11 protein-coding genes are annotated in these 19,223 nt (G+C 49.4%); 7 read left to right on the top strand and 4 right to left on the bottom strand.

The window, feature by feature from the left end; genetic code table 11:
* Window positions 1-360: 360 nt before the first annotated feature.
* Complete coding sequence (gene purL / locus FP815_01605) at window positions 361-4,167, bottom strand: phosphoribosylformylglycinamidine synthase (protein MBA3013633.1); 3,807 nt, start codon at window positions 4,165-4,167, stop codon at window positions 361-363.
* 226 nt (window positions 4,168-4,393) lie between these two features.
* Between purL and rlmN the strand changes: the two genes are divergently transcribed.
* The 7 genes from rlmN to FP815_01570 all read left to right on the top strand — a co-directional run bounded on the left by rlmN (window position 4,394) and on the right by FP815_01570 (window position 13,963).
* Window positions 4,394-5,455 (top strand): 23S rRNA (adenine(2503)-C(2))-methyltransferase RlmN, encoded by a 1,062-nt coding sequence (gene rlmN, locus FP815_01600; GenBank protein ID MBA3013632.1) that lies wholly within the window; start codon window positions 4,394-4,396, stop codon window positions 5,453-5,455.
* 243 nt (window positions 5,456-5,698) lie between these two features.
* Entirely contained in the window at window positions 5,699-6,202 is a 504-nt protein-coding gene (locus FP815_01595) for an SEC-C domain-containing protein (GenBank protein ID MBA3013631.1), read from the top strand.
* Window positions 6,203-6,216: 14 nt separating this feature from the next.
* Window positions 6,217-6,591, top strand: coding sequence for a hypothetical protein (locus FP815_01590; GenBank protein ID MBA3013630.1), 375 nt, complete (start codon window positions 6,217-6,219; stop codon window positions 6,589-6,591).
* Window positions 6,592-6,862: 271 nt separating this feature from the next.
* On the top strand, window positions 6,863-8,719 hold the full coding sequence (locus FP815_01585) for a hypothetical protein (protein MBA3013629.1): 1,857 nt from the start codon (window positions 6,863-6,865) through the stop codon (window positions 8,717-8,719).
* Between the two features lie 53 nt (window positions 8,720-8,772).
* Window positions 8,773-9,108, top strand: coding sequence for a hypothetical protein (locus FP815_01580; protein MBA3013628.1), 336 nt, complete (start codon window positions 8,773-8,775; stop codon window positions 9,106-9,108).
* A 114-nt stretch (window positions 9,109-9,222) separates the two neighbouring features.
* Window positions 9,223-11,430, top strand: a complete 2,208-nt coding sequence (locus FP815_01575; GenBank protein MBA3013627.1) for a DUF3373 domain-containing protein — start codon at window positions 9,223-9,225, stop codon at window positions 11,428-11,430.
* 388 nt (window positions 11,431-11,818) lie between these two features.
* The gene (locus FP815_01570; protein ID MBA3013626.1) at window positions 11,819-13,963 is read left to right on the top strand and encodes a hypothetical protein; all 2,145 of its coding nucleotides are present in this window, start codon (window positions 11,819-11,821) and stop codon (window positions 13,961-13,963) included.
* An 89-nt stretch (window positions 13,964-14,052) separates the two neighbouring features.
* Here FP815_01570 and FP815_01565 read toward each other — a convergent pair whose 3' ends face one another.
* From FP815_01565 to FP815_01555, 3 genes are all read right to left on the bottom strand, one after another.
* The gene (locus FP815_01565; protein MBA3013625.1) at window positions 14,053-16,038 is read right to left on the bottom strand and encodes an ABC-F family ATP-binding cassette domain-containing protein; all 1,986 of its coding nucleotides are present in this window, start codon (window positions 16,036-16,038) and stop codon (window positions 14,053-14,055) included.
* A gap of 236 nt (window positions 16,039-16,274) precedes the next feature.
* Window positions 16,275-18,038: a formate--tetrahydrofolate ligase gene (locus FP815_01560; protein ID MBA3013624.1), complete on the bottom strand. Its 1,764-nt coding sequence runs from the start codon at window positions 18,036-18,038 to the stop codon at window positions 16,275-16,277.
* 207 nt (window positions 18,039-18,245) lie between these two features.
* Entirely contained in the window at window positions 18,246-19,193 is a 948-nt protein-coding gene (locus FP815_01555; protein ID MBA3013623.1) for an FAD-dependent thymidylate synthase, read from the bottom strand.
* Window positions 19,194-19,223: the final 30 nt, after the last annotated feature.

Genomic DNA, 19,223 nt, shown 5'->3' with positions numbered 1-19,223 from the left:
ATCGGACAGACCAAAGACATAACCATCCCTGTTCGTGTCCATGGTCCATTCAACAAAATTAGCTATAATATTCAGTGGGCGGCAGTGAGCAGCATTGCTCTAAAGAGCATGGTGGCACCGAAGATCGAAGAACAGAAAAAAATGATTCAGGAAAAGGTCCAGGGAAAAGCCCAGGAAAAGATCAAGGGATCACTGCAGGGATTGTTTAAACGATAAGACGGAGGCATCACAAAAAAGGACATCCCTCTGCCTTTCCAGCTAAGGATGTCCTTTTTTATGAGATCAAGAAGAAAGAGGGAAACGTTTCTGCTGTAAGCTTCTAATCGTCACCACCTCTCCGGGTATGGAGCTACGCTAATTTTAACCGGTGCACCAGGCATAGGCATTCTGGAACATGGTCAACCACGGAGACGCAGCAAGGTTTTGCTTCATCTCCTCCGGTAGCCAATGGGCCTGCCAAGTGAGGAAGGTCCGTTCCGGGTGAGGCATCATTGCCAAATGACGGCCATCAGGGGTGCAAAGGCCGGTTAATCCATAAAGAGAGCCATTGGGGTTGAATGGATAGGCAGTCGTCGGCTCGCCTAGGTCATCGACGTAAGCGAGGGCGGTAAGTCCCTGATCCAGTACCTGTCGAAAAATACCCTGATCCGGGAAGTCAAGAAAGCCCTCCCCGTGAGCAACATGAATCCCGAAGGTAAGGCCTTCCATGCCTTTGAGCATAATCGCCGGACTCGGCAGAACTTTAACAGTGGACCAGCGTGATTCAAACCGGCCAGAGATGTTACGGATAAACCGAGGCTGCACCGCAGGATCAATACCCTGCCACGGCACCCATCCAAGAAGGCCGAAGAGCTGACAGCCGTTGCAGATCCCTAGAGAGAAGGTGTCCTGCCGGTTATAAAATGCCTGGAACATATCGGCAAGCTTCTGATTGAATCTGATGGTCGCGGCCCAGCCCTTAGCGCTTTCCGGAACATCGGCATAAGAAAACCCGCCTACCGCAGCCAGGCCTCGGAACGAATCCAAGGTGGTTTTTCCTGCCAGAAGATCGGTCATGGTAATATCCCAGGGCTCAAAACCTGCGGCATAAAAAGCAGCGCTCATCTCCCGGTCCGAGTTGCTGCCCTCGTCGCGGAGGATGGCGACCTTCGGCTTGGCAGATCGAGCGAGGATATCCGGGGCAGTAGGGCTCGGGGTAAACGGCACAGTGTAACTCGGCCCCTGACGATCATAAATAGTCGCCCTCTCCTCCTCGGCACAGGCCGGATTCATCTGCAAGCGCTCGAGCTGGAAGCTCGTCTCCTCCCACATCGCCCTCAGTACCCGCATATCTTCGTCCAGAACCACTTGGTCATTATACCTGACCCGAATTCCAGTGCCAGCAGTGGTTATGCCGACAACTTCAGCCTGCACACCGGACTCAGCAAGCTCCGAGGCAACCTGACCTTGATCTTCAGCATCGACTTCAAAAACAAGACCTAACTCTTCAGAAAAACACGCGGCCAGAGACGAGTCTGGTCCTTGTAGAGTGATATCCAGGCCACAGTTACCGGCAAAGGCCATTTCCAGCACAGTGGTGATCAGACCGCCATCGCTCCGATCATGTCCGGCCAGGATCAATCCTTTTTCCAGCAGGTTCTGGATGACGACAAAGGCCCTGCTCAAGAGAGCCGGATCGTCAAGGTCTGCCGGAGAGGCGCCAACCTGTTTTATGGTCTGGGCCAGGGCCGAGCCACCCAAACGATTTTTTCCGCCGCCAAGATCAATAAAAAACAACACTGAACGACCAGGACGCTTCAGGTCAGGCGTTGCTACCTTGGTAATATCATCCATAGCCGCATAGACAGAGATAACCAGTTCGCGCGGTGATTTCACCGTTTCCTCACCAACCCTGGTAGCCATGGACAGGCTGTCCTTGCCACCATCCACTGCCACTCCAAGTGAGATCATGCAATCACGCATGGCACACGCTGCGTCATACAACGCCGCTCCCTCACCAGAGAGTTTAGGCGCCCACATCCAATTCCCGGAACACTTGACCTGATTCAGCCCGTCAATCTTGGCCCAGAGTAGATTGGTCACCGCTTCCCCCACCGCCATCCGAGCCCCGGCAGCCGGATCGGCAATCATCTTGATTGGTTGCTCCCCGATAGCGCAAGCGCCTCCTGTAAGTCCCTGATAACTTTGTGCTATAACTGCCACATCACTGACTGTCGCCTGCAAGGGACCACAACATTGCTGCTGGGCTATGAGTCCAGTCACCGAGCGGTCCACCTTGTTGGTTAAAAAACGTTTGGAGCCTACTGCCAGCAGACGCAGGACATTGCTAAGCGCTGCCCGGACCGTTAACCCCTCAGGCAGAACGACCTGAGCTAACGAAGCAACACTTCGCGTGTCAGTAAAGGTCTTGGTGGGGATATTGCCCAAGACCTCATGCAACTCCAGATCGACCGGCGTTGTGCCATCGGCTTCGTCATAGACCACAAAGCGCAAATCTCCGGTCACTTCACCTAAGACCTCGCAGTTGACCTTTTCCCGCTCGCAAATAGCCAGAAATGCGGTGAGATTCTCCGGACTGATCAGGAACCCGTTGCGTTCCTGGTACTCGGCCACATAGAGTTCGAGCACCGACATGGTGGGGTCGCCAGCCTTGATCTTGCGGATTCCGATCCTGCCGCCTGATTTTTCAACCAACTCCTTTAAGACATTGCCCGGACCACCGGCGCCTTGATCGTGAATGACATCGATCAAGGTCGAGTCACCCATCTCGTTACAGGCCCTGATGACTCGGTTCATCTTCTGCTCCATCTCGGCATCGCCACGTTGTACAGCATTGAAATCGAGATCTGCCACGTTATCGCCCTGGAGCATGCTGGAGGCTGCGCCGCCACCAAAACCAACCCGATACGCAGGACCACCGACCTGAATAATGTGCATCCCGATCTTGGCTTCTTTCTTTTCAATGTGGCGCTGATCTATCTGACCGATACCGCCAGTGAACATGATCGGTTTTAAAAACCCCCATCGTTCGCCGTTGTCAAGCCTGAGATCGAATGAGCGGGTAAATCCTTGAATCAGCGGTTCTCCGAATTTGTTGCCATAATCAGAGGCACCGTTACTGGCCTCGATTTCGATATCGAGTGCGGAAGCCAAATTACCCGGACAGGGGTAGCGTTCTTCCCAAGTCATGTCGTAACCAGGGATATGGAGATTGGCCACACAATAGGCCGCTGTGCCGGCGCCGATGTAACCACCACGACCGGTTCCCTGAACGTCACGGATTCTGCCGCCGGTGCCGGTCTCAGCGCCGGGAAACGGGGCAACGCCGGTGGGGAAATTATGGGTCTCTGCGGTAAAGAGAATATGGTTGGTCACTTGACGGACAGTGAGCGGCGAAGGTTCGCCAGGAGTGACCGGGGCCATAACTTGACATATCCGGCCGACAATGGCGCTCGAGTTATCCTTAAAGGCAATAACGCTGTTGTCCGGATTGGCAAGCAAGGTTGACTTGACAATATCCATCAAGTTCTCAGACTGTGCTACACCGTCGATAACCTGATCTCCACGGAAGAATCCATGACGCGAGTGCTCGCTATTGGCATTGTTCAGGTCCATAATCTCGACAATGGACGGATTGCGCTGATGTTTGGTGACAAAGTACTCGTAATAAAAATTACGATCCCACTCGTCCATGGAGATCCCCGGGATAGCGAGCAGGGCATCGGGACCTTGTTCCTTAAGAGGAACCTCATACACCGGTTCCGGCACCACGCCGGTCTCAAAACTAGCGAGTGGTTCTGGGTAAAGACACTCTGTCATCCGGTCGTGGTTGGCCTGGACAAAGGTTTCAATGTCTTCTCCGTCAGCCACTACATACCGGCGTGATCGCTCAACACGGGTGATGGATTGCAGACCGGTTGCCTGGCAAATGGAGACCATGTTTGATGACCAGGCGGTGGCAAAGTTCAGTCTCGGACCGACTTCAATCACCCTGATTCCTGAGAGATGTGACTGAGCAGTGATCGTCGATTCGATAAAGCCATCGGCTAAAAGCAGCCGGGTCTGACGCAATTCTTCGCCTGTCAGAGAGGAGGAACATTCAATATTAAAGCAATACTCCATCTGCTCGTTGACAAGACGATACAGTTGCAGAACAGTTTTAGACATGATATCACCTGGATATTACAGAGTGGTTGGAAAGTTCAGATTAGTTGAGATCGTTTACTTGGATTCATTACTGAGAGCCGAAAATACGTGTCATTTCTACAACCCTTTGTTCAATTAGGCAAAGAAAATCTACCCGAAAGAGATGTCAGTTCGAGAGATCCTTTTCCATTCTTCCCCCTGCCATTAAACCATCTAATTGGTGGCCACACACCGACGGGCAGAGATCATGAGTCTTGATTTGCGAAACCTCACATCAGCTCAACTAGCTGATTTTCTTGAAACACTCGGCCTGCCAGGGAACCGGGCGCCTCACATCTTTCGCTGGCTTTTCCATCCCGGCAATACAGATATCTCCAGCATGGGAATCGTTAAAAAGGAACTCCGTCAAGTTATTGAGAAAAATGCCAGCATCAACGTCATTACTCCATCGAAGACTGAAACAGCTAAAGATGGTACCGTAAAATTCAGCTTTCGGCTTCATGACGGCGTTGAGATCGAGAGTGTCCTGATCCCAGGCCCCCGACGGCATACCCTCTGCGTTTCGTCCCAAGCCGGGTGCGCCATGGGTTGTGCCTTCTGCCTCACTGGCAGAATGGGGCTAATTCGCAATCTACGACCATCCGAGATCGTCGGCCAAGTTATGGCGGTCATGGAGTTCATGGTTAGCAATGGAGTGGTACGATCCACGCCACGGGAGTTGATCAACAATCTCGTCTTCATGGGTATGGGTGAGCCGCTAGCTAATTTTGAACATCTCCTGACAACACTTGCGATCCTGATGGATCCGCTGGGTCTCGAATTCACCGAGCGGAGGATTACAGTCTCCACCTGCGGATTGGTCCCCCGGATCAGAGAGTTAGGAGAGGCGGTTAAAGTCAACCTCGCGATCTCCCTGCATGCTGCCGACGACAAAACCCGTAACCAGCTGATGCCGGTAAACCGAACCTACCCTATCGCCTCACTGCTCAAAGCCTGCCGAGAATATCCCCTCGCCCCTGGTAAAGTCATCTTAATAGAATACATCCTCTTCCGGGAGATAAACGATTCAGAGGAAGATGCTTGCCTCCTTGCCGAAATCCTCCACGGTATTCCCTGCCGCATCAATCTGATGCCATTCAACGAATCAGAGTTCATGTCTTTTCAATGTCCGGATTCAACAGTTATCAAAACTTTTCAAAGTATCCTGAAAGAGGCCGGCTTTACAACTTTGATCCGCAACAGCCGAGGTGGAGAGATCTCGGCCGCCTGCGGTCAGCTGGCTTCACAAGCAAATAGAGATCAATTGTAAGTATATACGAATTTTTTCTGATCCAGGATGACAGACCTTGCAATTTATCCCGTCTCGACTATATTTGCCAGTGCTCTGAGACAGGGCAAAATCGGTCACACCACCTGGTTGTCCTTATTATGGTATGACCTCTTTGTTGAATGATGGCTACAATCATCGATTACCGTCCTGAAAAGAACGGCCACAGTCAAGGTTCTTTCAGTTCCAGAGATTGTGCGAACACATCACATGTGGAGAAAACTCATGGTGAAAATTGGCAGAAACGAACAATGCCCCTGTGGTAGCGGGCTTAAATATAAAAAATGCTGCCTCCAGAAACACCTGGCCAACAAGGGCGCGCCACTGCAGCCTCAGAAGATATCCATAAAAGATGAAGTGGCAAAGCTCCAACAGGCTGCCGCCAATCATGAAGAAACGTTCAAGGTTATCGGCGTCTTTATCTTCTTCTCAACCAAAGAGGGGGATGCTTGGCTGCTTGAACTTACCGATATGGATGCAGTAATAGTGGCAAGGGCAGGAGAAACCATTGAAGTGGAGATCAATGAGTCTCCCGAAACTATCGAGGTAAACTGGTCTCATCAATTCCTGGTCAAAAGCAGGGTGTTCACCACCACCGCTTACGCTGACAAGACTGTAGAAACCTACTCCAATTACCCCAGCGCCTCAATCAGCGCCACTATCAAAAAACTACAGAGCCGTTTTTCCAGCGAACTTCTCGACCAGATCCACGTCGATCCAACCAAATAAGCTATTATTGACTGATGCGACATAAGGCGGTCATCAAACCAGCCCGTTTTCTCCCGGCGTTTGGAATGATGACCGCTATCTTCTTCGTCTCTTCCCAACCAGGCGACCAGCTGGCCTTGCCAACGTTTTTAAATTTTGACAAGGCCTGGCATATGCTTGAATATGGCATACTTGCCGCCACCTGCCTCTTCGCCTTCCACCCGGTCCCCGACCACGCCAAGACCAAAACTGCCCTGGAAATCATTCTCTTCGCCACCCTCTACGGGATCAGCGATGAATTCCACCAATCCTTTGTACCGTTGAGAATGGCCTGCGTTGAAGACGTTGTCGCCGATTTTTTGGGTGCGGCAATCATTGTCGGACTCTGGTGGTGGCGTCAACGCCGCTAAAAAGATCATCACTTTTCAACACTTCACATGGGTGGATCTACCTAAAATCAAACAAAATAATTCGCAATTAGTGTGTTTTTTTTAAATAAAAATTGACTAAAGAAAGATTTTATCTGTAGGCTGATAATATAAACAATGTTCACTACTATAAAATATAAGTAAATTCCGATTTACAGGCACTTTTCAACTATTCACACAGTGCCTCCCATTGAGAGAATCAACATAAGAACACTATATCATTATCACCACAATCCACCAATCGGGTGACTTCATGCTTTCTTCCCCATCCTTTTTCCGTATCCTGAAACATGTCCGTTTCAACCTGCGGAACAAACTGTTTTTCTCTTTTCTCATAATTTGCTGTCTGTTTATCGTTCTCGGACGGTTGTCCCACACAACACTGGAAAGCAATACTCAATCTGTTAATAAGATGCTGGAAATCAATACGGCAGTCAAATTGGCGGACGAATGTAAAATTAATTTGGCCAAGGCCGGTCAGATCCCTAAAGACATTGAGCTTTCCACCTCAGGCATTGACGAATTAGGAGCTAACGCGACTACCCTCCGGCAACGGTTCCTTGATATTGGCAAACAACTTGAACAAGTAGCCTCCGGGGCACAGGAACTTAAATTAGCCAAGGACTTCATCGCTATCAGCACCGAGTTCTATGACTCTATCGATTCATTTATCCCCATCCGCAAAAAAATGCTTTCCTATACTGCTGATTATCAGGAAAGAAATCGGCCACTTCCTGACATCATTAACGAACGGGAACTTGGCCATGTCCGTTTCATCCGGGCGATCAAGGATTCCATCGACAAGAACAAACGATTATCAGGTGGTCTGGACACTGAGGGGTGCGGATTCTATCAGTGGTACTCGCAAACTAAGTTTGAGGATGAGGATATCACAGAGGTCTTTGAAGAAATTCACCCCCTGCACGACAAACTGCACAAATATGCCCACCAGATCGATGAAAAAATTGCCGCCGGTGATCTTGACGGAGCCAATCAAATCTTCATTAGTGCAGAAAAGGACTTAAAGACCCTGGGACTTTTTTTCGGTGGCCTGGGTAAACTTGTTGAAGAAAAATACCGGCTTCAACAGGACCTCTTCAATGATCAAATAGTCAAATTAAACGAGATTTACGATAGGGCAGAGGTTGCAGCTAACGCTCTTCAAAAATATCTCAACAGCACCCTCCTCCAGTCCTCTTTGTCCGAAATGAAATCCGTATCAACAGCCAGCAAGAAACGGGTGTTTGTCTTTGCCGGTCTTGGCCTGGGGCTTTCTGTCTTAATCACCATTTACATCGGATCCATGATGCATGGCTTCAACAAAACCTTAAATCAGATGGTGCACCGCCTTCATGAGAGTGCCCAACTGTTCTTAGCCATGTCCCAGCAACTGCTGACCAATGTGGATAGAACCGAACAGCTCGTTGAGAGTACCAACCATAATATTGTCGAAACAACCGAGAATATCTCATCCCTCGCCGCCTCAAGCGAGGAGATCAATGCAGCAATTTTCGAAATTTCCAGTAACTCGGTCAACTCTGCCGGCATCGCCAAGGAGGCCACCGACGAATCGATACGTGCTGCTGCTGTAGTAGATACCCTTAAAAATCACGCCGACAGCATCAGCGGAGTCAGCAAGTTGATATCCAGCATCGCCTTTCAAACGAAACTGTTGGCATTGAACGCCAATGTGGAGGCTGCACGGGCGGGTGAAGCCGGGGCCGGTTTTGCAATTGTCGCCAATGAGGTTAAAACCCTGGCGCAATCGGCAAATAACGCGGCAGAGGAGATCAATAACAAGATCACTACTATTCAGGAAGAATCCAAACATACTTCTGAAGTTATGAAGAATATCAGCTCGATCATTCACAAAATCAGCGAAAATTCGTCATCCATTGCCGCTTCCGTCGAAGAGGAGTCGGCAGTGGTTTCTGAGATCAGCAACCGCATCAGTGGAGTATCCTCTCTTGCTGAAGAGATGTCGTCTCACATTCAAGACGTTTCTATGGCAGCAAGAGACACCAAGGATCACGCTGTGGCTCTTCAACACCAGGCAGAAACCCTGTCTGCAGAAGCGGAAGAGCTTGACCACCTATTATTGAAATTATAGGGCGAGACACAGAAGCCCTGGCAACACAAACACTATACAATTGGAGAAAAATCATGAAGATGTACAGAACTGCGGTCATGACAGTATTGCTACTGCTTCCAACCAGCCTGGCTTTATCCTTTAATCCTGATGGCGGAGATGCCGTCAAGGGAAAGGAATCGTTTGCTGTCTGCCGGAAATGCCACGATGGCAGCAAAGCTACCAGCATGAGCCCTTCCAGCAAAACCAAAAAACAATGGGGCCGCTACTTTGATAACGACTTTGAAAAACTTAAGAAAAAAATGCCTGAATGGGACTCTTGGGGCTATACCACCGAGTTTCTCGAAGATGTTCACCGATATGCCGTAGAACATGCGTTGGACTCAGACAAACCACAAACCTGCGATTAACCCCCTCGATAGAAGCGAAAGTAATCACCCCTTATACGATGCAGGCAGCATGACCTGAACGTGTAGGTACCGACAAATAGCAAACAGGTATTCAACAACAGGGAGAAACGCACAATGAAGAAACGGTATTTGGCACTCGGTCTGGCGGCAGCACTTGCAACCGTGATCTCAACAACAGGACAAGGCGTATCGTCTGCATTGGCAGCACCTGAACCTTCTCGCCAGGAACTTGTGGACGAGGTTAGGCAGTTACGGGAGATTGTCGAAAAACTCAACGCCCGCCTGACCGACACCGAAAAGAAGTTGGAGACCACAGACACGGCCAAGGTTGAAGAAAAAATCTCCAAGGTTGCAGATGATCTTGATGATCTGGACTCCCGCGTTGGCGCCAACGAACGGCATACCATCATGGATAAGGTGACCATCGGCGTTGATCTGCGCTCGGAAGTAACCACCATGAATTATAAGGATGCTCGAGTGTTGCAGGAATGGAACCAAACTATGTTGAATTTATGGGCCTTTGACAAACTGGCCGTGCCATTCAATCAAAACCTTGTCGCACCAAGTATCGCCGATGCGGGAGTAATTGCAGGAATCAACGGATTTCTAGGCACCAATATCCCAACCACCTTTACCCCGGTAGGCAATGGTGTCGATTTGAACAGCGACGGCTTTGCTGATTACACCTTCAACCAATCATTCGCAGGACAAAGCTCCCCATATTATAATTCATTGTTTAGTCAAATGGGCGGGATGTTCTCAGGCGGTTTCCTAAGCGGACTGTATTTACCCACAGGTATGGACTTAACAGGTATGGGTGGTCCGAATTTCCCCGCGGGAACATTTGTTTCAGCCCAAGATGCCCAAACCATGATGGGGGCATTTGGTATGAATTTTGATCAGTTTCTTGCCGTGCTGGCCCAGGCAGCACCTAATGCCCAAGCAGCTCTTGCACCGAGCAGTTCAGGAAACGGCTCACCTCTCTTTGGCTCACAGTTCACCGCCGCCGACTTGCAGCGATACCAAGGAATGTTTGCACAGATTGACCCACAAAAGCAGGATATTGATAACGATGCCATCTGGACCAGTCGAATTCGTTTTGATATGCAAGGAAATCCCACTCCGAATCTCTCCTTTGGCGGTCGTTTAAGCGCAAACAAGGTCTGGGGCGATAGCACCGGAGTCAAATGGTACAACGGTGACATGTCCTCCGTCACCATGGACGGCAATATCAACCAGAAAGGATCCGACTCGGCAATTCGCCTGGAACGTGGTTTCGTCACTTACCGGGATGAAACAGCAAGCGCCCCCTGGCATTTTTCATTAGGGCGAAGACCAGCTCTGGATGGAGCGCCATGGGAGGTCAGCCAGAATGCCGTAGTCGGTGGCTCGCCCATGGCCCACGCCATCAACTGGCAGTTTGACGGGGCGTCTCTAGGCTTTGACTTGAGTAAGCAGGTCGGCTTAGATGGTTTCAACTTCAAGCTTTGTTACGGATCAGGCTTTGAATCCGGAGTCGGGTCCGGCAACTCCTATGCCATGAGTTATGATAATGATGTCGATGACACCAGCTTCCTTGGCTACATCATGCGGTTGTATCAAAAAGGTGATACTCAATTAGTTCATATGTACGCCCATGCCTTTGACATCTCTGATGGCTTTACCGGTTTGGTGGCGATGCCGTTTACTATTACCGGACATGATGCCAATGGCGACAGATTATATGAAACGTATTCTCTCAGTGGCAACGGTGGTGGTTATATCAGCCGGATGGAAGCCATGACCAATATCGGCTCCATGGACCTCGCCACCTTCCTCTTCCAGACTAAGGTCAATGACGTTGATTTCTTCATCGATCTTGCTGGAAACTATGCCCGCCCCAGTGGTATATCAATCAATCCGATGATGCAGTTTATGGGTACTGACGGCCTGTTGAGCGGCGACGGCGATTACAGCAACAAGACCGGTTACTCCGTCTGGGCAGGAGTCAAGGTGCCAATCACCAGGACTGAAGGCGCTCTCGGCTTTGAATGGAACTACGGTTCCAGATACTGGTTCGGTTTTAACGGTGGTGAAGACACCCTTAACACCAGCAAGCTTGCCACCCGTGGTCATGTATTTGAAACGTACTACCACCAGCCCATTATTGGCAAGAAATTCACGGTCGCTATCGGCAGTCAATATTACCTATACGACTACAATTTAAGCGGCAACCCCATGGGTAACCCCAAGAAAATCGATGACCTGAATGCACTGGACACCTTGATGCCCGTTCCTGATACGATGTGGAATGCCTACGCCAATCTTAACTATCGCTGGTAGAGTAACCTCAAGCGCCTCTGTCATCATGGCAGAGGCGCTTACCTTGATTCACTTTCACCTCTTTATTAAGCTCATCGGTAACTACACAGGTTAACGGTAATCAGTTATCTGTTTACGGTTAAAAGAATCATGGTTAGTCATAAATCATCGCATGATACTCAATATCAGTGTGTTCTCAGCCATTGGCAGGACCCAATCACCGTCAACCGTAAACTGACAACCTGAGCAGTTACGCTCATCGTACAGTTAACTGCCACACCCTCTTTCTCGCAGCCGATTCTACACGATACAGATCAAAAACAAGCTGAATAGTCACCTTCCCTTCATCAATGATGACAATGTTGACGGAAGAAGCTCTAAACCACCTATTCAAAAAGAGAGACTCGCTATGGAAAAACAAAAAGCACGGCTGATATGTTGTGCTCTCCTGGTCGGCTTAGCCTCGGCCTTCTTCCCCAAATTATCTGCCCATGCCGAAGAATTGGACGGCTGCGCCAAATGTCATCTCGACAGCTCCCGAATCGACGAGTTAACAGAAGAGCTGATTACGGAGCGGCAAACCGTCGAAACCTCAGAACTTCAACAAGGTGATGGATACAAGGTCAAAAGAGCGCCATTTGATCTGTTCGAGAATGTCCTGGTCAAGGAAGATTTTTTAAAAACGGCTCACGGTAAAATTGCCTGCTTCAAATGCCACAAAGGTGATCCCCTTGCCGATACGCCAGAAGCCGCGCACCAAGGGATGATTACCGATCCGACGCTCACAATGTCCACAGAGGTTTGCGGTAGTTGTCATCAAGAGATCACTCAAACAGCGAGTCAATCATTACACGCCTCACCAAATGCCTCACTGGCAGCATTAAGGGCCCGCTGTTCCGAAGAGCAATGGCAAACGCTCAACAAAGAAGCCATCGGTCAGCAATGTTCTGTCTGCCACGCCGCCAGTTGTGGGTCCTGTCATGTCAGCCGCCCTCGAGTTAACGGTGGTGGTCTGATGGCAGGGCATATCTTTAAAAAACGCCCGGACTTCACCTACCAGTGCGCCGCCTGCCACGCCCAACCTGTAGTCGATGATTTTACCGGCAAACAGTCGCGCGGAGATATTCATTATCTGAAAGGCAAAGTCTGTGTCGATTGCCATGGCAGCAAGGAGGTTCACGCTGCCGCCGTCAAGATCACTAACCGTTACGCCCTGCCGGAACGCACTCGTTGCACAGACTGCCATAGTAATCTCGCACAGAGTGTCACCTGCAAAAATGAGTTGCATAAAGGAACGGTCGATTGCGCTGTCTGCCACTCCCAAGCCTATGAAAACTGCACCTCCTGTCATATGGGGGTGGATCAAGACAAATTGGCATATTCACAAAGCGGCAACAAGTATAATGGGTTCAAAATCGGATTGAACAGCAGTCAGAATAAAGACCAGCCACGATTTGTCCTCGTGCGGCAAATTCCAATTCAAGCCGACAGTTTCAGTCATTACCTCAAAGAGAACCTGAAAAACTATCAACAAGGGGAGACTTTCAAACGCAGCGCTGTTCACAACACTCAACGACAGACGTGGCAGAATGCCCATTGCAATCACTGTCATGGGCAAAAAAACCTGTTTTTAACCGAACAGGACGTGCCAGAAACAGATCGGATAGCCAATCAGAAGGTCATGGTGCCTGAAACCCTGATCCCCAAGGCCATCGATGCCCTTAAGCCCTTAATCATCACTGGCCCCAAGAGGAACGAATCAATCCGTGTCAATGCTCAGTGGTTAAATGCCAAGGTGAAAGATAAGAATGTGTTGATCCTGGATGTCCGTACCCAAAAGCAATTCGAGGAGGGTCATATTCCTGGGGCTCGGAACCTGTGTGAGTGTTATTTGACAACCGATTTGAAAACACCGCACCCGTACATGATGAAAACACCCGAAGAACTCGCCAAGGTTTTCAGTCAAAAAATAGGCCTTACTCCCGATACCAGGGTAGTGATCTATGATGATGGCAAAAACAAGACCGGCGTTACCTTTGTGGCCTTGGAACGTATTGGCCACAAGCAAGTATCCTTTCTGGATGGCAATATCACCGCCTGGACTGCCGCTGGCTATACCTTGGAACAAGGGAAGACCCCTGAGGTAGCAGACAGCGGCTATACGGCCCACCCAAGAGAAGTCTTGGTTAACAGCCAGCACGTAAAAGACAATAAGGACAAGGGGGGAATGGTTCTTCTTGATGCACGAAACGTATCCGAATATATGGGACACTCCAGTCGGACCGATGTGACCAAGAAACCAGGAAGTATCCCTGGAGCGATGAGCCTGCCCTTAAAATCCTTGCTTGATTCACAGGGAAAGCTGAAAAATGCTGATGAGCTGAATTGGCTTTTTGCCCAGTATGGCATTGCCCCTGGGATGGAGAAGACCATTGTCACCTCCTGCAACACCAAATCCCTGGCCTCAGAGTTATATCTTGCTTTACGCTACCTTGGTTACGACAACGTCAAAGTACATGACGGGTCCTGGGCCGAGTGGTCGCGAATGTTTTAACATTGCGAATTGAATTTCACTCCAACTAAAGACGTGGGCGGGATATCTGTCCCCCCACGTCTCTTCTTCTTGATCTGTCGGCAGTTGGTTTATAAATCACTCTCCAACTGTTCCAGTTCGTCCTGCATGGTCTCCCAGTTCGGATAGAGACGCTCCAGTCTTTCAGTCACTCTTTTATGCAAGATACTCTTGTCGGCAAAGGCGCTTTGATCCTTGTATAAATCCGGGTCCATCAAAGCAGACTCAAGAGCGGACTTTTGCGCCTCAAGATCCGCAATCTCCTTTTCCATTTCGGCAATCGATTTCTTTAGCGGTCCAAGTTTCCGATTCTTTTCTTCCCGGTGTTTGGCTTTAGCCTGCCGGGACTCCTTGCTTGACAGCCGCTGAGAACTATCAACAGTATCAGCTGTTGATGAAGTGTTGGTTTGCGGGACTCCTGTTTTAATGACTGGTGCGACATTCTGCGACTCCTGTTTCACCTTATCAAGATAATACGACAGGTTGCCATCATACATGGTTACCCGGCCATCCTTGACCTCCAGCACTTTGTTAACAAAGGCGTCCAGAAAAAAACGATTATGGGAGACCACTAATATTGAACCGTCATACTGATTCATAGCCTCTTGGAGGATTTCCTGGGACATCATATCAAGATGGTTGGTTGGTTCGTCCATAATCAGGAGGTTGGCGGGACTGGCAATCATCTTGGCCAAGGCCAGACGACTCTTCTCGCCACCGGAGAGGACCATCACCTTTTTATCGACCTCGTCGCCCCGAAAGAGAAAGGCCCCGAGGAGTGATCGAACGCTGGTGGTGGTGTGTCCTGAATCAACCACATCCATGGTCTGAAGAACTGTCCAATCCAAGGGAAGGTCCTTGGCTTGATGCTGCCCGAAATAGGAAAGTTTGACATTGTAGCCAAGCCGGATCTCACCCTCATCCGGTTGATGAAGGCCGGCCATAAGTTTAACCAGAGTGGACTTGCCTGCGCCATTAACCCCGATAATTGCCACCTTGTCGCCACGATTGATCTCGATATTAACATTTGACAAGATCTGTTTACTGTCAAAAGATTTTCCGACATCCTTGGCTAGAATAGCGAGACGACCGCTTGGCGGCGAGGGAGGAAAACGAAAGTTGATCGCCTGTTCAGAGTCTTCAACCTCAATTCGGTCCATATGGCTCAACTGTTTGAGTCGGCTCTGCACCTGTTTGGCCTTTGTTGACTTGGCGCGAAAGCGGGTAACAAAGCGCATGGTTTGCTGGATCTTGGCCTGCTGATTATTGTATGAGGCCAGATGAACCTGCTGCCGGATAACCTTCTCCTCAACATAACTTGAGTAGTTCCCCTTGTAGATCGTGAGCTTACCGAGACTCAGTTCCCAGGTGAGATTGGTTAGGTTATCAAGAAAGGCCCGATCATGAGAGATGATGACCATTGCCCCTTGGTAGTTCTGGAGAAAGGATTCAAGCCAGGTCAAGGATTCAATATCCAGATGATTAGTCGGTTCGTCGAGGAAGAGAAAACTAGGGCTTGTCAAAAGCAGCTTGGCCAGCATCAATCGCATCTGCCAACCACCGCTGAAGTCATTGCAGTCCTTTTCCTGATCAGCCTTGGAAAAACCTAAACCAGTTAAAATCTTTTCTATCCTGGCATCAATATGAAAGATATCCGAGGCATCGAGCTGTTGTTGTAACTCCCCCTGTTGTTCCAGGAGATCGGCAAAAAGAGAGGAGGTCGGTTCTTCGTGACCTAAGGCCTGATTGATCCGGTGCAACTCATCCTGCAGGGTCAACAGGTGATCAAAGGCTGTCCTGGCCTCCTGATAAAGTGTGCGTCCAGGAGGGAATTGATCGATCTCCTGAGGCAAATAGCCGATAGTCGCCTGTTTCGAGCGGGTAATGACACCGAAATCGGTTTCGACATCACCCACCATCATCTTAAGAAGGGTAGATTTGCCAGTACCATTAACCCCGACCAAACCCACGCGATCTGCACGGTTGAGACGAACGAAAATTTCTTTAAATAGGTGTTTGTTACCGTATTGCAGGCTGAGATTTGTGATTTGCAGCATGGACCTAGACGTTAAAAGGAATAGACTGAATAAAGATACTCAGAGAGATACTGTAGGGTTCAGTCCTAAAAACCGAACGGAGTTGAGACGCAGAACGCAACAGACAGATACACACTAATGGTGGTAACAGCGAACGTATTCACACCGACGACAGATTAATTCATTGATGCACACAAAGCAATGGGGCACTGGAAGATATCCCAGTGCCCCATTATAATAACTACAGCTATAAAAGTTTAGAAAACGCCTTTTACCCGACCGGTTTCAACATCAACATCAATACGGCGGTAAGCCGGATCAGAGGCAGTGCCAGGCATCAAACTAATGGCCCCGGCAACAGGCACCACAAAACCGGCGCCCTTGTAAGTCAAAATATCCTGAATCGGCAGGGTCCAACCCTTCGGCGCACCTTTCAGTTTTGGATCGTGCGACAGGCTGAGATGAGTCTTAACCATACAAGTTCCCATCTCCTTGAGATCCGGGTCGCTCTCCATCCGCTTCAACTTAGCCTGGGCATCAGGGGTATAGCTTACTCCATCAGCTCCATAAACCTCTTTGGCAATCAGCTCGATACGGGTACTGAGCGGGGTATCCAATTCATAGAGGAACTTGAAGTCGTTCGGCTCTTCACACGCATCAACGACTGCATCAGCAAATTCCAACGCACCATCACCGCCATACTGCCAGTGCTTAGAAACTGCCACGCGTGCTCCAGCGGCTTCGCACAGACGACGAACAGCTTTAGTTTCGTTATCAGTATCGGTGTAGAAGGCGTTAATACAGACTACCGGATTGATACCAGCTTTCTTAACCGTTTCAATATGATGGAGCAGGTTGACACAACCCTTCTCTACCCAACCGACGTTTTCGCTCTGATACTCAATAGGCATAGGTTTGCCAGGTACTGGAATCGGAGCGCCGCCATGGCACTTCAAAGCACGAATCGTGGCGACAACTACCGCACAGTTAGGTTTCAGGCCACTGAACCGACACTTCAGGTTCCAGAACTTCTCAAAACCGATATCAGCGCCAAAGCCGGACTCAGTAACATTGTAATCAGCCAACTTCAAAGCAACACGGTCAGCAATAACCGAGGACTGACCGATAGCGATGTTTGCAAAAGGACCAGCATGAACAACAACCGGCTGACCTTCAATGGTCTGGAGCAAATTAGGATTCAAGGCCTCGACCATCCAGGCAGTCATGGCGCCAGCGACATCCAGGTCTTCAGTGGTGACCGGGCGATCTTGACGGTCATAACCGACGACAATGCGGCCCATTCGCTCGCGCATATCTTTTAAATCACGGGCAACTGACAGAATAGCCATAACCTCAGAACTTACCGCAATGGCAAATTTGGACTGCATAAGCATGCCATCCATCTTGCCACCCTGACCGATGGTGATATTACGCAGGGACTGGGCACAGTAATCCATAACCCAGCCCATCTCAACTTTTTTGGGATGGATATCAAGACGACGCAGACCGCGTTGAGTAAGTTGAGCGTCAGTGTAATTGTTCTCATGCTGCATTCTGGAGGTCAAAGCTACCATGGCCAGATTGTGAGCATTCATGATGGCATTGATATCGCCAGTGAGACCAAGTGAAAATGGAGTAAGCGGTATACATTGGGCCAATCCGCCGCCGGCTGCGCTGCCCTTGATGTTCATGGTTGGTCCGCCGGAAGGTTGGCGGATGGCGCCAACAACGCTCTTATTGCGGCGTCCCAAACCCTGAACCAGGCCCATGGCACAGGTAGACTTTCCTTCACCTAGGGGTGTCGGGGTAATCGCGGTAACATCGACGTATTTGCCGTCCGGACGATCCTTTAACCGATTCAAGATGGCCCGATAATCAAGTTTGGCGACATAGTGGCCATGAGGAAGAAGCTCTTCCTTTTTCAGGCCAAGCTTTTCACCAAGCTCGTAAACAGTTTTCATCCGGCTTTCTGCCTCTTCTGCAATCTCCCAGTCAGCATGTTTGGTCGGGTCAAGAACCATGTTTTTCCTCCATTTTTGTTGATTTAAGATGATCAAACTATATAAATTAAGACCTTTTGAAGTCGTGTTAGTTTCGTCTCTCAAGGGCGAATCAAAGCGCGCCAAAATGGAGGACTTATTGAAAATGGTAGAAAAAATACTGGATTGTCAGATGGAACGCAATAGGTAGTATTCCCTACAGGAGAAAATTATCCAAACCTCCTACCGCTACTCCCCTACCCCGCCAAACACCGAGGGATACATTTTTTTAAATTCGGTAAGTAAGGGGATCATAATCTCACGCATAGAGGGTTCTGCCGCCGTTGAGGTGCGCAATCTGAAAATATGCCGCCATTCGGTCAGATTGGCAAAGACAATGATTTCGGTCTTGCAAGAGTTGGGCAGCACTGTTCGGGCAGCCTGGGGCGATGAAGTTTCAAGAAGCCTCAAGTACAGAGATTCAGTTTCCGCCATGGCCTGTGCCCATAGGGTATATTCAGGACTTCCCTCTTTAAAAAACATAGGTTTGATAAAGGTTACTTCTCCGCCAAACTGCTCCTTATCATAACGGCAATAGCGTTGACTCTCCTGCAAGAAGGAACAAGGACGATGACGGACAATCTCATGAGTCACTGCCCGATTGGTAATCAGTTTTACCGCCACATACCGATGATTGGCCAGCAAATCTGCAGATAGTTGATCGACCTCAGCCAGGGAGAGTTTCTCAACCAGGACACCAGCCTGATGAGACCAACCATTCTTGGGTGCCAGATCAAAAAAGAAGATCGGCCAACGGTCAGCCAGAAATTTCGTCATCCCCTTGACCAGTTTCATGGTGGGATACGAGATGTACAACTCTCTAAAGGCACGGACGCTACCAGTAATCAACAGTACGTTTTTCCCCAGAATGGTGACTGTTAGAAATTTAGGTAACGACTCAAAAAAACGCTCCATCATCGAACGAGCATCAATTGTTACTTTTATCGTACAAACAGCCATTTCGGTAACAGAATTATGACCGCTCTTTACTATATTGCGAATAAATGGCTCCGCAGATTCCGGGGTCATCTTGGCCTCGCTCTTATAACAAATCCGCCCACAGGCTTCGAGGCGCGAAGCCATCGAACCCTGGTCCAGGGCAGTCAAAATCTCAAACGATTGGGGAATTATTCTCATAACATACCTTCGATATCTGCTCTATCTCAG

This window comes from Desulfobulbaceae bacterium, assembly GCA_013792005.1.
GTDB lineage: Bacteria > Desulfobacterota > Desulfobulbia > Desulfobulbales > VMSU01 > VMSU01.
The sequence above is the reverse complement of the archived record's forward strand: the minus strand, read 5'-3'. Positions and strand labels throughout refer to the sequence as shown.

Bases quoted from the DNA above. Each gene is read 5' to 3' on its own strand.
- purL (MBA3013633.1), bottom strand. From the start codon at position 4,167: ATGTCTAAAACTGTTCTGCAACTGTATCGTCTTGTCAACGAGCAGATG.
- rlmN (MBA3013632.1), top strand. From the start codon at position 4,394: ATGAGTCTTGATTTGCGAAACCTCACATCAGCTCAACTAGCTGATTTT.
- FP815_01595 (MBA3013631.1), top strand. From the start codon at position 5,699: ATGGTGAAAATTGGCAGAAACGAACAATGCCCCTGTGGTAGCGGGCTT.
- FP815_01590 (MBA3013630.1), top strand. From the start codon at position 6,217: ATGCGACATAAGGCGGTCATCAAACCAGCCCGTTTTCTCCCGGCGTTT.
- FP815_01585 (MBA3013629.1), top strand. From the start codon at position 6,863: ATGCTTTCTTCCCCATCCTTTTTCCGTATCCTGAAACATGTCCGTTTC.
- FP815_01580 (MBA3013628.1), top strand. From the start codon at position 8,773: ATGAAGATGTACAGAACTGCGGTCATGACAGTATTGCTACTGCTTCCA.
- FP815_01575 (MBA3013627.1), top strand. From the start codon at position 9,223: ATGAAGAAACGGTATTTGGCACTCGGTCTGGCGGCAGCACTTGCAACC.
- FP815_01570 (MBA3013626.1), top strand. From the start codon at position 11,819: ATGGAAAAACAAAAAGCACGGCTGATATGTTGTGCTCTCCTGGTCGGC.
- FP815_01565 (MBA3013625.1), bottom strand. From the start codon at position 16,038: ATGCTGCAAATCACAAATCTCAGCCTGCAATACGGTAACAAACACCTA.
- FP815_01560 (MBA3013624.1), bottom strand. From the start codon at position 18,038: ATGGTTCTTGACCCGACCAAACATGCTGACTGGGAGATTGCAGAAGAG.
- FP815_01555 (MBA3013623.1), bottom strand. From the start codon at position 19,193: ATGAGAATAATTCCCCAATCGTTTGAGATTTTGACTGCCCTGGACCAG.